Annotated in this window: 10 protein-coding genes; 2 read left to right on the forward strand and 8 right to left on the reverse strand. The window is 70.1% G+C overall.

Annotated features, from left to right (window positions below; translation table 11 throughout):
• Positions 1 to 6 precede the first annotated feature (6 nt).
• The 3 genes from ACIBM5_RS07655 to ACIBM5_RS07665 form a co-directional block, all read right to left on the reverse strand.
• Complete coding sequence (locus ACIBM5_RS07655; protein ID WP_396005919.1) at positions 7 to 801, reverse strand: hypothetical protein; 795 nt, start codon at positions 799 to 801, stop codon at positions 7 to 9.
• Positions 802 to 857: 56 nt separating this feature from the next.
• Positions 858 to 1,097 (reverse strand): hypothetical protein, encoded by a 240-nt coding sequence (locus tag ACIBM5_RS07660; protein ID WP_391584236.1) that lies wholly within the window; start codon positions 1,095 to 1,097, stop codon positions 858 to 860.
• A gap of 89 nt (positions 1,098 to 1,186) precedes the next feature.
• Positions 1,187 to 1,990 (reverse strand): DUF6668 family protein, encoded by an 804-nt coding sequence (locus ACIBM5_RS07665; RefSeq protein ID WP_396006365.1) that lies wholly within the window; start codon positions 1,988 to 1,990, stop codon positions 1,187 to 1,189.
• A 362-nt stretch (positions 1,991 to 2,352) separates the two neighbouring features.
• Here ACIBM5_RS07665 and ACIBM5_RS07670 point away from each other — a divergent pair, with 362 nt between their 5' ends.
• Positions 2,353 to 4,188 carry a VWA domain-containing protein gene (locus tag ACIBM5_RS07670; protein ID WP_396005920.1) on the forward strand — a complete coding sequence of 612 codons (1,836 nt, stop codon included), beginning with the start codon at positions 2,353 to 2,355 and terminating at the stop codon, positions 4,186 to 4,188.
• A 443-nt stretch (positions 4,189 to 4,631) separates the two neighbouring features.
• On the opposite strand, the gene ACIBM5_RS07675 is transcribed toward ACIBM5_RS07670, so the two are convergent.
• The 4 genes from ACIBM5_RS07675 to ACIBM5_RS07690 form a co-directional block, all read right to left on the reverse strand.
• Positions 4,632 to 5,261, reverse strand: coding sequence for a hypothetical protein (locus ACIBM5_RS07675; RefSeq protein ID WP_396005921.1), 630 nt, complete (start codon positions 5,259 to 5,261; stop codon positions 4,632 to 4,634).
• 688 nt (positions 5,262 to 5,949) lie between these two features.
• On the reverse strand, positions 5,950 to 6,813 hold the full coding sequence (locus ACIBM5_RS07680; protein WP_396006367.1) for an SAM-dependent methyltransferase: 864 nt from the start codon (positions 6,811 to 6,813) through the stop codon (positions 5,950 to 5,952).
• A 537-nt stretch (positions 6,814 to 7,350) separates the two neighbouring features.
• Positions 7,351 to 8,538: a hypothetical protein gene (locus tag ACIBM5_RS07685; protein ID WP_396005922.1), complete on the reverse strand. Its 1,188-nt coding sequence runs from the start codon at positions 8,536 to 8,538 to the stop codon at positions 7,351 to 7,353.
• Positions 8,535 to 9,935 carry a VWA domain-containing protein gene (locus ACIBM5_RS07690; protein WP_396005923.1) on the reverse strand — a complete coding sequence of 467 codons (1,401 nt, stop codon included), beginning with the start codon at positions 9,933 to 9,935 and terminating at the stop codon, positions 8,535 to 8,537. The genes ACIBM5_RS07685 and ACIBM5_RS07690 overlap by 4 nt, the downstream gene beginning before the upstream one ends.
• An 863-nt stretch (positions 9,936 to 10,798) precedes the next feature.
• Between ACIBM5_RS07690 and ACIBM5_RS07695 the strand changes: the two genes are divergently transcribed.
• Positions 10,799 to 11,983: a glutamate--cysteine ligase gene (locus ACIBM5_RS07695; protein WP_396005924.1), complete on the forward strand. Its 1,185-nt coding sequence runs from the start codon at positions 10,799 to 10,801 to the stop codon at positions 11,981 to 11,983.
• Between the two features lie 219 nt (positions 11,984 to 12,202).
• On the opposite strand, the gene ACIBM5_RS07700 is transcribed toward ACIBM5_RS07695, so the two are convergent.
• Positions 12,203 to 12,997 carry a hypothetical protein gene (locus ACIBM5_RS07700; RefSeq protein WP_396005925.1) on the reverse strand — a complete coding sequence of 265 codons (795 nt, stop codon included), beginning with the start codon at positions 12,995 to 12,997 and terminating at the stop codon, positions 12,203 to 12,205.
• Positions 12,998 to 13,566: the final 569 nt, after the last annotated feature.

The following is a 13,566-nucleotide window of genomic DNA, read 5'->3' on the forward strand; positions in this document are numbered from 1 at the left end:
CACGTTTTACGAGCCCCCCCAGGGAACGAACCCCTCCAGCGAGATCAGACTTCTTCCTATCGGCGCGTCGGCGCCGTCCGGCTGGAGCTCCAACTTCCAGTCGCCGTGCGTCCAGACGACCGTGTGCACGAACGCCTGCAACTTGCCGTCCGGCGTGCGGCGCGCGATTTCCAGGGAAGCGGATTGGAAGCTGTAGGTGACGAACTTGAAACCGGCGATCTGCGACATGCTCCCGGGCTCCGGTGGTCGCGGGGCGCCACGGGTCAACTCCCGTTCGATGCGCGGAAGCGAATAGGCGTCCGCACTCGGCCCGGGCAGAACCTGCTCGGCGACCACTCGGAGCCAGTTCTCCGCCAAGGCGTACCGGGTGGTGATCTGTGCGGTCGCCAACAGGGCGCCGGTGGGGGTCTGTTGGTAGCAGCGGGCCACGTCGCCCTGGGTGACCATGGGCCCGGCCGTCGAAGAGGCCGGCAGCAATACCGTGCGGAACGACTGCCAGGCGACGTCCCGAGGCGGTTGCGTCGGGCGGGTCACATCCGTCACCGGCGTGAAGGGACACTCGTTCGTTTCCGCGGACACGGAGTCCGGGACGGGAGCCAGGGTCACCGGGGCGATGTTGGGCGCCGTGGACGGCGGGGCGGATCGGGTCTTTCCGTCGTTGCCCGCCACGGCGAGATAGACGGCACTGAGGACGACGAACAGGATGACAAGTGCGGATGCGATGAAGCCGGGCTGTGTGAAACGGCTGCCCTCATCGTCGTATCCGCTCGACGCCGACTGTTCCTTTCTGAACCAGGCCATGCGCTCTACTCCGGGTGGGGCCGCGAATCACGTGAAAAGGGAGGCGGGTTCGCGGTTCAGGTCACCCAGTTGAAGATGGTGGCCAGGCTGCCGGAAACAATCACCGTGAGCATGGCCATGCCGAGTCCGACGAAGGACGCCTGCCCGCCGTCCTTGTGCGCCTTCCAGATCATGCCCGTGCATACCAGGGCGACCAGGAACGAGAAGGCGAGGATTCCGTAGGACACCACACCGGCGACCTTTGCGATGCCGTCGGTGAGACCGTTGTCCGGCGTGAAAGTCTTCGGCTTCGGCATGGAGGGGCCGGGCGGTGGCGATGGAGACTTGGAATCTCCGTCGGTTGCCCAACCCTGTATTCCGTGAATCGCAGTGAACACAGTAGCTATCACCAGGGGCCTCGGTTTCTCGCAACAACGTGGCTTAGATCTCCGGCCAGTCGGGCCAGCGGTTTCGGGAGTTCGGCGACCGGAGGGGTCTCGCCGAATCTCCACGGTTCGATCCAGGGGACGGCCCAGGTGCGGGGAAACGCCCCGGCCACCAGCTTCACCAGATCGCGCAATGGTTTGGGCAGGGTGCCGGGCGCGTCGGCGACCGCCACCAGGCCAAGCAACCGGACCTGTGGCACGCCACCCGAGGCCCACTGCCGGGCGGCCGTCTGGGCCGCCCGCAGACCCGGGACGTTGGTGCGGGCGACGAGCAGGACGCTCGCCGAGGTGCCGTCACCGGGGACCGGCCAGTGCCGATCCGCGTCCCGACCGTCGGGGAACGTGGCGCTCAACATGCCGACTCCGGCACCGCCGTGACAGCCCAACCACCACCACGGCGCCTGTTCGTTCGGGTGAAGGTGCCGAATCGGCAGACCACCGTCGTGCGGAGGCAGTACCGCCCCGGGCCGAGGCCGAGTCGGCAACATCGTGGGCGGCGGGGCCGGTTGCGGGGCCAAGACCTCGGGCGATTCGGTGACGGTGGCGGTAATCCACGGATTGGTAACCGTCGGCTTGCTCATCGCACCTCCAGCCTCAACTCTTGGATCGGCTTTTTTATCGCATGCGGATTTCACGCGACTCGAACGTGCCCGCCGTCCGGGCGGCCGCACGCAGGTGGACGCCACTGCACCGTGGGTGGGTGATATCTCGAACGCGCCGATTATTCGCCCTTGTTCCGGCTCCGGAGACCGGTCCGGTCGCATCGGATTCCTGCGGCAAGAGTACAAGAGCGCAAGCGGCCACCGATTCGGTTTTCCGGTTACACATTGCACTGGCAAAGGGCCGGACAGGCGAATACGAGTTTCGATGTGCACAGTGAATGTGCGCGATGCCGTGACCGGAACGCGCCGGCGCGGCACCCGACCGGATGTTTGCAACTGCAACGATGGTGCGATCGCCCGGCGGTGGACCTGCACGGGGTGGGCGGGGGTTGTAGGGGCACAAGTGGGCCGGTCATACGTGCTGTTAGTGCACAATCAGAGCAAACAGGGCATCGACAGACGCGCGAAGATTTCTACTAGCGAATCTCTTGTTTGCTACTGCAACTCGATCTACATTCCCGGACATGAGATCCAGAGCACTTCCGGCTTGCGCGGCCGCGGTCCTCACGGTCGCGCTCGGTGCCGCGTCGGCACTGTCCGCCGGGCCGGCCGCCCGCGCGACCGAACTCGAAGGACTGGCACCGGTGATGCTGGTGCTGGACGCCTCCGGTTCGATGAACGAGCGGGCCGCCACGGAGACCAGGATCGATGTCGCCAGGAAGGCGATCACGACACTGGTCGACACCGCGCCGGAGGGCTCCCGACTGGGACTGACGGTGTACGGCACCGGGCAGAGCGGATCCACCACCGACCGGGCCGACGGCTGCCGTGACGTCACGGTGGTACAACCCGTCGGCAGCGCCCGCGGACCGGACCTCAAGGCCGCGGTGCAGGAGATCCGACCGATGGGCTGGACACCGATGGGGCCGGCCCTGCGCAAGGCCGCCGCGGCGCTGCCGACGGAAGGCCCGCGCTCGATCGTGCTGGTCTCCGACGGCGAGGACACGTGCGCGCCGCCCGAACCCTGCCAGGTGGCGCGGGAACTCGCCGCCCAGGGCGTGGACATGCGGGTGCACACCGTCGGCTTCGCGGCCGACCCCAAGACCCGCGCCCAGCTCACCTGCATCGCTCGCGCCTCCGGCGGCACCTACGCCGACGCCCCGGACGCGGCCTCGTTGGAGCGTGAACTCACCCGGGTGACACAGCGCGCGCTGCGCGGCTACGAACCGACGGGGACCGCGGTCGACGGCGGCCCGGATCCGGCCCGCGCCGCGGCGCTGGCTCCCGGGAGCTACCTGGACGAGTTGGCCGACAAGGAGGTGAAGTACTACGGCGTGGACGTGCCCGCGGGCTACACCGCCTACGTCTCGGGCACCACGATCAGCAGGATCAAGGGCCTCGAAGCGCTCGACGTCAAGCAGATCGGCGAGCGCGGTTCCGGCTTCTGCACCTCGGACACCGGCCTCGACCAAAACCTGTCCAAGGTCGTCACGGCTTCCGTGCGCTGGACGGCCTCCGGTACCGGGGCCAACGGATGTGGTCGACCGGGAAGGCAGGTGTTCTCGGTGACCCGCCGCGGTACGGGGCCGCCGGCGCCGCTCGAACTCCAGGTGCTGCTCGAACCGCAGGCCCTGGACCCGGGTCCCGCCGAAGCCGACATCGCGCGATACACCGAGCCGGGTGGCGCGGCGCGACCGGTGGTCGGCGGTGGCTCGTTCGCCTCGGCCACCACCCTCCCCGGTTCCGGCCACTACACCGACACCCTCGCCCCGGGGGAGTGGGCCTTCTACCGGGTCCGCCTCGACTGGGGCCAGAGCCTCGCCTTCCAGACCCGGGTCGGCGGTGGGAAGGAGATCATCGGAGTACAGACCCACTTCTACAATCCCATCCGCGAGCAGCTGGCCCAGGACTCGTGGGGCGTGCACGACACCGAGCACATCTTCGCCAAGGGGCTGGATCCCTTCGCCACCCGCCCAGTGCGCTTCCGCAACCGCAGCGACCGGCAACAAGAGGTCGCCGACATGCTGCCCGGCTGGTACTACATCGCGGTATCCGCCCAGGGCGAAGGGGAGTTGCGCTCGCTGGCCGTCGACGTGTCGGTGACCGGCAGCAAGGAACCCGGCCCGGTGTACGCGCACGCTTCCGGATCCGCCGGATCCTCGACCCCGCCGGCGAACGAGTCACCGACCACGCGCAACCCGATCCGGACCGAACCCGGGCTCACCGACTCGTCCGGGCGGGACGAGAAATCCGCAGCCTACGGCGGCCCGCTGGTCTGGGCCGGACTGCCCGCGGCGATCGTGCTCGGCGCCGGTCTCGCCGCGCTGTTGCTGCGGCGACGATCCTCCCGGAACGCGTGAACCTGTGAACGCGCACCCGAATCGCACCACGAACGCGAAGGACGAGGAGGCGACTTCCTCTCTCGACATCAGTGCTGCACCGACGCTCGACCCGAGTCCCGCGAACCCGAGTCCCACGAACCCGAGTCCCGCGAACCCGAACCCCGCGAACCCGAACCCCGCGAACCCGAACCCCACCAACCCGAATCCCATCACGAACGCAAAGGACGAGCAGATGACTTCCTCCCCCATGCCGCACAGCCGAGGCCGAGGCGGCGGTACCCTCCGAGGCGGCTTCCGGGCCGTCGGTCCCTGGGCGCCGCGTGGCTCGTACGGTTCGCACCCCGGCCTTGCTTCGGCGTACGACGACGCGACGTGCTGCGCACGGCCTGCCCGAGGCAACTGAGACGCGAAACCGGACGCCGACCCCCCACGGGGGTCGGCGTCTTTCGTCGTCCCCCGGCTCAGGCCGACCGCGAGACCATCTCCTCCGGCAGCATCCGGATCAACCAGTCGCGCACCGCCTCGGCCATCTGCGTCTCCTCGATCCCGCGCCGGTCGAAGATCCGGAACCGCTCCGGGTCGTCCGCCGCGAGCAGCCGGAACAGCGCCACCTTCTCCAGGAGTTGGCCAGGTTCGGGGGTCTGCTCTCGGTCCTGGTGGCGCAACCGCTCGACGACCGCCTCCGGTTCGTCCATGCTGAGCAGCACCACGTCGGGCAGCGGACGCCACTCGGCGACGGTGGACAGGAAGCGTCGGGCCGCCCAGTGCGCGCGGTCCGAGTCGCCGGGATGACGGGTGACGGCGTCCTCGATCGCCGCGCTGTACACGCCGCGCTGCTCGACGACGGTGCGGCCGGCGGCCAGGAACAGCCGAGTCGATTCGTAGCGATGAGTCTGCATCGCGACCAGCGTCAGGGTCTCGGAAGCGGACCGTCCCCCGCGGATGTACGGCTCGCCCCCGACCGCATCGGCCAGCGCCATCAAGGTGGCGAAGTCCGGTCGGGCATTCGGCTCGCGCGCCGACCCGACGAAGATCCGCGGAGGAGAGGAGATCGAACGCAACAGCGCGGAACCGATGTCGTGCGCTTCCAATCCCTCCACTCCCAAAAGCAGGCCGGGGCGACGGGTTCGAGGACCCGCCGGTGTCGTGGATTCGCGTTTGCGTGTTGCCTCTTGAGCATTCTGCGGCATGCCCATATCCTCGCGAACCGCGACGGTGCGACAAAGGTCGCGACGGGCACCGGGGACCGGTAAACACCCGAGTAATAAAGGGAGTTCGCACCCTCGGCGACACCTGGGCGGCAGACTCCCGCCGGCATCGCGCCGAAGACCACCGTGACCGCGGGACGAGTCACCGCGGCCACGGGGTCGATCGGATCGCGGCCGCCGACCACTTCGCACCACGCGCCGGGTGGTCCGGCCCACGGCAGGAGGTCCCCGAGGCATCCGGGGCCTGCTCGCACAGCGTCTCCTGAACCGGGCCGGCGGGACCCCGACTGGGCCGGGTACCCGCGGGCTCCCGCCGCACCACCTTGTCGCTCCGGACCATCCGACGGCGTCCGGGCAACGGTGTTCATCGTTGCGAACCGCCGGCCAGGTGGGAAAGGACGGCGTGGGTACCACGGTCCGGTAAATGCGCCGGTAGCATCCGCGCTCCGGCCATGCTCCGTCGACGCGCTACCGATGCTGCGCCGATCTCCGCCGACGCCGCCGCCGACGCTCTACCGCGTCCGTTCCGAACACCGGCCGTACGTCGACCGCGACCCGGCCCGAGCCCCCTCTACAGACACGAACGCCGGGAGGTGGGCATGCCGCGCCCTCCGCTCGAACACTGCCACCTACCCGCCGGTGGCGGCTTGACGGCGACCCCCGCGTACATCCACTGCCGGTCGGCGTGGACGCGCGGCAGTCGGTCCGTGCGCCAGGACGCGACCGGAACCACGCCGGGTTCGATCAGGGTCAGCCCGGCGAACAGCGCGCCCACCTCTCGAGCGCTGCGCGGGAACAGCGGGGTCGCCGACTGCCGGTACGTCGCCGCGGTCGCGCGGGCCGCCTCCGGGCGCAGATCGGCGGCGGCGTGCGAGAGCAGCAGCACGCTGCCCGGCTTGGTCGCGGCCATCACCTCGGCGACCGCGGACCAGGGATCGTCGGCGTCCGACAGGTAGTGCAGGACCGCGGTCAGGACCACCGCCACCGGCCGGTCGAAGTCCAACCCGTCTCGCCCGGCGGCCTGTTCCAACAGGGCACCGGGATCGCGCAGGTCCCCGTCGACCACGGACACCCGACCGGGGCGGGCGGACAGCGCCCGGGCGTGCGCGAGGACCATCGGATCCCTGTCGACGTACACCGCCCGCGCGTGCTTCGTCCCGAGCAGCGCGCACTCGTAGGTGTCACCGGCCGTCGGGAGACCCACCCCGATGTCCAGGAACTGCCGGATCCCGACCCCGGTCGCGAACGACACCGCACGGCGCAGGAAGGCGCGATTGGCGAGGGCCATCGCGCGGACTTCCGGCGCCAGGGCGAGTACGGTCTCGGCGGTGCCGCGATCGACCGCGAGGTTGTTCTTGCCGCCGAGGTAGTAGTCGTACATGCGGGCGGCATGCGGGAAATCGGAGCGTATTCGCGGCGGTCGTGCCGAGGGCACCTGAACCGGCAAGTGCTCCTCGGGCAGGCACCCGACGGAGGAGCGGCAGTCCGTGGTCCGCTGGGACATCACCATCATCGACCTTCCCGATTCTCGGGTCGCGGTTCGGCCCGACCATCGGCGCGGACGGCGCGGCACAACTCCTCGCCGCCGAACCGCCGTACGCAGGGCAGGGCACGTGTCTCCTTCGGCATCGGCCATGGGGTTGCCGACCTGCGTTCCGGCAGTGTGCGCGAGCGGACGCCCTTCCACCAGTCGCCGGAGGGGGGTTGCAGCAACGTTGCAACCACGGCCGCGTACCGGCTCCTTGCCCGTCGCGTGGAAGGGCCGGCACGGAACGCGTGATGCCCCGGTGGATCGGCCACCGGGGCATCACGTGGGCGCGCGGGCCCGGAATGCTCTGTCGTTGTGGGGCGTAGGTCGTAGGAGGTAGCCGAAGCCGGTGGTTCGCAGCGGGTGGTTCGTAACCGGTGGTTCCGGTTCGCAGCTCCCGGCCCGGGATTCGCGGTTCCCGGCTCGTGGTTCGCAGTTCGTGGTTCAGTGCGAGTGCGGCGGGGTGCCGGGCGGGTGCTCCGGGCGGCGGGGGGTTTCGAACGCCTGGGTCACCTCGTGCGATTCGGGTGCCGTGCCCGGGGCGTACGTGGCTTGGTCGGGTCGCCACGTCGTCGAGGGTGGCGCCGGGTCGGGGTGTTCGGGCCGAGGCTGCGCCACCGGGCGGGTGGGTGGCGGCGTGTCGGGGTGTGCGGGGCGCGGTTGCGCGACCGGGCGGGTGGGTGGCGGCGCGGGAGCGGACACCGTGGGTCCGGTGGACGGCGACGGGGATGCCGCGGTGGGTGGGTGCGTCGGAGCGGTCGGCGACATGTGCGCGGTCCACGGCGAGGCCGATGGTGCGGGCGCGGTGCCGGCGAACCGACGGCGCAGCAGGTAACCGAGGCCCGCCGCGAGCAGGAGGGCGATCACCGCGCCGCCCGCCGGCGTACTCCAATCGGAGGCCACCGACGACGAGTTGCCGCCCGTACCCGCCACCGGCGGCGCGGTACCGCTCGCGAGTGTTCGCGTCGTCCCCGAGGGAGGTGCCTCGGGGACCGTGCCGCCCGTCGGGCGAGGGTCCTCCTCGGGGCCGGCCGGCTGATCGGGACGTTGGACCACGGTGCCCTCGACCGACACCTCCAGCTTCACCGGCACCACGATGCCGCGCTGGGGCCCCTGGGCGCCCGAGATGGACATCTGGATGTAATAGGAGCCGCGCAGCGCGTACTTGTCGTCCTTGAACTCCTTGAACGAGCCTTTGGTGCCGTCGAAGTTCTCGTACTTCTTGCCGTCCCCCACCGTCCACGCACCCGAGGTGGCCTCGAAGTGGGTGGTTCCGGGCAGGATTTGGTTCGTCGGGTTGTCCAGGAGCGGAATGGCCTCGCGCAGCGGGTTGTAGAGGTTGAGGACGAACCGGGGACCCTGCTTGTGTGGGAAGTCGGCCGGAATGTCGACGGACCCCTTGATCGAGAGCTTCTGTCCGGGCTGCACGAACACCCGCCAGAAGAGAAAGTCACCCACGACCATGCTCTCGCGGTGGACCCCCGGTCCGATTTCGCCGGCGCTGTTGAAGGAGAATCCGCTCGGGCCGTCGGCAGCCGCCGCGGGAGTGGCGGCCACCACGCCGACGACCGGCACGGCCAGGACCGCGGCGACCGCAGCCAGTGCCCTGCGTACGCGCATGACGCCGTTCACGCCTGCCCCCTCTGCCCACGCCGGGAACCGGCCAGGAACGACCCGAGCCCGCCGCCCAGCAACACGGCGCCGGCGATCAGGCCGACGGTCACCGCGGTACCGGGTCCGCCGTCGTCGTCCGAGGACGCGGTGACCCGGGCGCGGGTGTCGGTGCCGGGTGCCCCGGAGGGCGCGCCGCTCGCAACGGGTGCCGAGCGCTCGGGTGCGGGATTGTTCGCGGCGTTCACCGCACCGGGACGCTTGGGATGGCTGATCAGGAGTTCGAGCAGGATCCGGCGCTGCGGATCGACCTCGGCGTTGTGCGAGATGCGCAGGCAGCCGATTCCGTCCGGGGCCCGGGCAGTGCTGTTCGACCCGCCGTTCGCGCCGGTGGTGACGATGTTGTTCGCCTCCAAGGCGACGCCCTCCTTCAGGATCCAGCTCTGGGGTAGGTCCGCGGGACCCGAACGGATGAACAGGTGGGTCAGAAAGGCCGAGTTCTCCCGGTCGTCGCCCGCGCGCATGCGTTCGGAGAAGATCGCGGTGGCGCCGATGGCAAGGTCCTCGTCCGGGTTCTTGCGAATGCGGTACCACAGGTCCCGACTGGTGACGAAGGCGTCGAGGTACTGACCGTCCTCGACCATCGGCGCGTTCGCACAGCCGGTCGTCGCCCCCCGGATGGGTCGGCCGGACGCGTCGTAGGGGGTCCAGGCCCGTCGAAAGAGACTGGACATGTTGGAGACCAGCGAGTCGGTGTCGTTCGCGTCGGCGTAGACCCCACCGCCGGCGGTGGAGATGCACTTGAGTTGCTCCCGGGCGGCCCCGGAGACGTTGAAGCCGACCGTGTCGACCGTCAACTTCGTGCCGCGCGCGTTCAACTCCCGAGCCACCTCGCAGGGTTGCGGAGGTGCGCAGGTGTCCTCGCCGTCGGAGACCAGGATGACGTGTCGCTCGCCCTGGGTGCCGAGGTCGTCGGAGGCGGCGCGCAGGGCGTTGCCGATCGGAGTGAAGCCCACGGCGTTCAGGGCGGCGACCCGCTGCCTGGCCGCGGTCTTGGCGCCCTCGCCCATCACCGCGACCGGTACCAGGAGTTGGGTGTCGGCGCAGCCGGCGGCCTTGTCCGCGCCGGGATACGTGGCGCCGTAGACGCGGATGCCCACCTGGGCGTTGGCCGGAGCCGCGTCGATGATGCGGTTCACCGCCTGCTTGGCGGCCTCCAGGCGGGTCTGCCCGCCGGCGTCGTTCTGCTTCATCGAACCGGACAGGTCGAGTACCAACTCCACCTTGGCCGGCACCGCCTCGGCCGGTGGAGCGGGGTCGGCCGCCGCGGCGGACACCGGCCCGTACAGCGCCAGGGTCACCGCGCCCAAGGCGACGGCCGAGCGGGTGCGTAGGTATCGGATCACGAAGTCGATCATGGGATCCAATGCCTCGGATGCCAAGGGGGAGGGCCCATCACGGTTCCCTCACAGCACCATGAGGGATCGGATGGTGCCGAGCCCTGGACGGCGGTCGCCGTTCCGTGCTTCGCTGTCGGCGGTCGACCACCGCCACCTGGCGGCGACTTGCGGGGAGAGGAGCGCCGGGTGGTCTCGTAGGACACGCAAGGGGAACGTCGCCGGGCGGACGCGTAGGACACGTACGGGGAGCGCCGCCGGGCGGACGGGTAGGGCTCGTAAGCGGAGCGCCGAGCCGGCCGAGGGGAAGGGGCGCCGGGGCGGTCACGTGCCTTTCCGCTCGCGCCTCCCGCGTGCCCGGCGGGGTCCTTGCGACGCCCGTGCCGCCTGCGGACCCGCGCCGGACGACGGGGGACACGACGAGCAGGCTCGCACGGTCGGTCTCGGTCACGGCAGCGTGAACCAAGCCCGAGCCTGTTCGCGGGTCGGCCTCATCCTCGACGTCGCCGTCCGCGATCGATAGCCATATCGCGCACCGATCGGCCCCACAGTGTGTACGGGCCCGTGCGCGGGGTGACGAACGGGATGCGTCGCCCCTTTTCGTGACCGTGCGCGATCGAGGCCCAGAACCCGGCGCGCTGAGCGCAAGACTTCCTGGACCCAATGGGACTTGGCAGCGCGGTCACGGGGTCGCAGTCTTGTCCAACGGCCTTGTAGGTCAATGGGTTTCGGGCACCTCGGACCGTCGGCACAGACTTGCGCGAGCCGTCGGCGCCGGTTGCCGCACCGAATTCGAGCAGTCCCGTTCCACGGGTATGGATCCGGCGCCGCCATCGGACGCGCCGCGCACGACAACCGACGCGATACACATCTCAGGGGGACATATGTCGATTCGGACTGTGGGTGTCGAAGAAGAGTTCCACATCGTCGACCGACGGACGGGGCGGTTGACCCCGGCCGGTACGGAACTGCTCGCCGAGCTTCCGGCGGTTGGTTTCACCGGCGAAGCCAAGGAAGCCTCCATCGAGACCAACAGCGAACCCCATCTCGAACTGGCGGATCTGCGCGCCAACTTGATCCGCTCCCGCACGCTCTTGGCCGAGGCCGCGGAGAAGATCGGGGTCGCGGTGATCGCCTCGGGGACCGCGCCGTCGATGGAACTGACGGACTCGCCACAGGCCGCGGGGGATCGTTATGCCGCGATCAAGCGCGACTACGCGTTGGTGGCGGACGAGCAGGTGGTGTGCGGTCTGCATGTGCACGTCGGCGTGGAGGATCGGGACGTGGCCGCACGGGCGATGTCCTGGATCTCCCCGCATCTGCCCACCCTCCTGGCGCTGTCGGCGAGTTCCCCCTACTGGCTCGGCGTCGACACCGGGTACGCGAGTTGGCGCAACATGCTCTGGCAGCGGTGGCCCTCGGCGGGCCCGGCGGACGACTTCGCCTCGGCCCGAGAGTACGACGACATGTTGGAGGGCATGGTCCGCTCGGGGGTGATCCTCGACCTCGGCATGCACTACCAGGACCTGCGCCTGTCCTCGCACGTACCGACGATCGAGATGCGCATCTGCGACGCCTGTCCCGACGTGGACACCTCCGTCCTGATCGCCCTCCTCTTCCGCGCCCTCGTGCAACGCGGCGTTCGGGCGGCCGAGAACGGCGAACGACCCCGACGGCATTCCCAGGCATGGTTGCGCGCCGCGACCTGGCGGGCCGCCCGCTCGGGACTGGAAGGCCTTTTGATCGACCCGACGACGATGGCCACCGATTCGGCGCGCGTGGTCGTGTGGCAACTGATCGAGGAACTGATGCCGGACCTGGTCGCCTCCGGCGACCTCGCCTTCGTCCGGACCGTCGCGCGACGGCTGTTGGAAGAGGGCAGCAGCGCAGCCCGACAACTGCGCCTCAAGGACCCGTCGCCGCGCGCCGCCGTGGAGCTGCTGCGCGCCCAGACCCTCACCTTCCCCGACTTCCCGGGCGCCTTTGCGAAACCCCAAGGCGGCGCAACGCCGAATCCCACGACCGCGGTCCCGACCCGGACCGCCGACTCGTCGACGCTGGTCGCCTAGGCTCGACGCCTTTTTTGTAGTCGACGCGGTCGGCGGAACGGCGCGAGCGCGTGACCCCTCGGCGATCGTCACGACCCACGTGATCCTTCGGCGACCACCACGACCCCACGAAAGCAGCGCGCTGGAACCGGTGCCTACCGCCCCCCGCACCGTTTCCGGCGGCTTTTGCTCGGGCCTGTCGTCGGGCAGCCTGCCGACCGGCCGGGGACGACCGCGGGTCTACGACCCCGCCGCGGCCGAGCGGCGGTCCAGGGAGTCGCCCACGAGGTGGTAGACGGCGTTCTGCGCCGCGACGTGCTTGTCGACCTCGGCCGGCGTGCGATCCGTACCGTCCACACGACCGGTGATCTCGTAGATGAAGTAGCGGTACAACGATTCGCTGACCCAGCTGTACGCGGCGCCGTCCTCGAACGTCCTGGTGATCGGATCGGTCGGCTGTACGACCTGGTTGTACCAGCCCGCTTTGCTCTCGGCGAGCGTTGCCGCGGCGGTCGCGGTGGGCATCTCCAGCACGCCGACGGTGGTCTGGACGTTGTTGGCCTTGTCCACGTACAGCGCCGCGACCGCGCGGGTGCACCCCAACTTCCGGATCAGTTCGGCGGCTTCGTCGGTGGCGATCGGGGCGCAGGTGTCGAGGATCTTCACGCACGTCCGGGTCAGCGTGCCGCCCGGATATTTGTACGGGAGTTCGGGGAGGCCGAAGACCTCGTCGCCGGTCAGCGGCACGGAGTCGGTCGAGGCCGAGCGCAGGTCGTCCTTGGTGAGCGTGCCCCGGGTCGGCTTCGCGGTCGCGGTGACGGTCGCGCACGGCCGCGGCGCCGGGCCCGTGGAGCCCGTCGGGGCGGCGCCGGGTGAGGCGAGGGTGGAGGCCGACGCCGCGGGCGTGCCGGGCGCGACGGGAGGTGCCGACGACCCGGGCGGGCGGGTGTCCGCAGCCGGGGAAAGGGCCCTTTCCCCGTTGCCACCCCCACAGGCGCCGGTCGCGGCCAGGACGACCAATACACAGGCGACCACCGCGATACCCCGGACCTGCCTCCGTCGGGTTGCGGCGACCGAGGACGCGGTCGCGGCCGCAGGGCGCCGGTGGTGCCATGGCCGCTTCGGGCGCGCCGGGGATGTGGCGACCGTCGTGCGGCGGGCGTCGTGCGCATGTTGCGTACCGTGCTCGGACATCGGGACTCGTTTCGCATCACGGCCGCCGCCCGGCAGACCCGATGAGGCGGCCGGATCCGGTCGCACCGGCTGACAATCGCGGAAAACCTACCATCAGGTCACCCAACAAGATCCACTTCCCGGACCGATACCCCGAACCCCGCGCGAATTGGACGACGCGCAACCCCCACGGCCACCAACGACGGACCGGACGGAACCGTGTGGTCGGTCGGCGAGCGAGTGAACGCAGGGGCGTCGGGACGTACGGTGGGCACCGCTATCGGCGGACCCGCAGCGAGGGCTCGACACCGGCCGAGCGCGCCGCGTTCGGGTCGTGGGTGGGGTTGGGAAGAGCGGAAGGGTCGGCTCGTCCTCGGACGGCACCATTGCCGTGCTCTGTACCGTCTGGACCAGACCGTCGGGGATCACCC

Origin of the sequence: Embleya sp. NPDC050493, assembly GCF_044458105.1 — a bacterium.
GTDB lineage: Bacteria > Actinomycetota > Actinomycetes > Streptomycetales > Streptomycetaceae > Embleya.